This is a genomic window from Arthrospira sp. PCC 8006, assembly GCF_046480465.1.
Lineage (GTDB): Bacteria > Cyanobacteriota > Cyanobacteriia > Cyanobacteriales > Microcoleaceae > Limnospira > Limnospira platensis.
The window spans coordinates 1-354 of sequence record NZ_PKGG01000614.1 but is presented as its reverse complement, the minus strand read 5'-3'; the positions used below and the strand labels follow the sequence as shown (position 1 = coordinate 354).

1 protein-coding gene is annotated in these 354 nt (G+C 48.6%); it reads right to left on the bottom strand.

All coding sequences use genetic code 11. The annotated features are described in order from the left end of the window. On the bottom strand, positions 1–354 hold a 354-nt coding region (locus tag B9T16_RS29610), incomplete at both ends, for an Hsp70 family protein (RefSeq protein WP_410246486.1).

Genomic DNA, 354 nt, shown 5'->3' with positions numbered 1-354 from the left:
TTTGTCGGCTTCGGCGTTGGCTTCGGCTTCCTGTTTCATCTTCTCGATTTCTTCTTTAGACAAGCCGGAAGAATCTTCGATGCGGATGCTTTGCTCTTTACCGGTGTTTTGGTCTTTCGCAGAAACATTGAGGATACCGTTGGCATCAATGTCGAAGGTTACTTCGATTTTTGGAATGCCGCGCGGTGCAGGTGGGATTCCGTCTAAGTGGAAACGACCGATGGTTTTGTTGTCATTTGCCATGGAGCGCTCACCTTGAAGTACGTGAATTTCTACCGAAGGCTGGTTGTCGGCAGCGGTAGAGAAGGTTTCACTTTTCTTGGTAGGGATGGTGGTATTTGCTTCGGTGAGCTT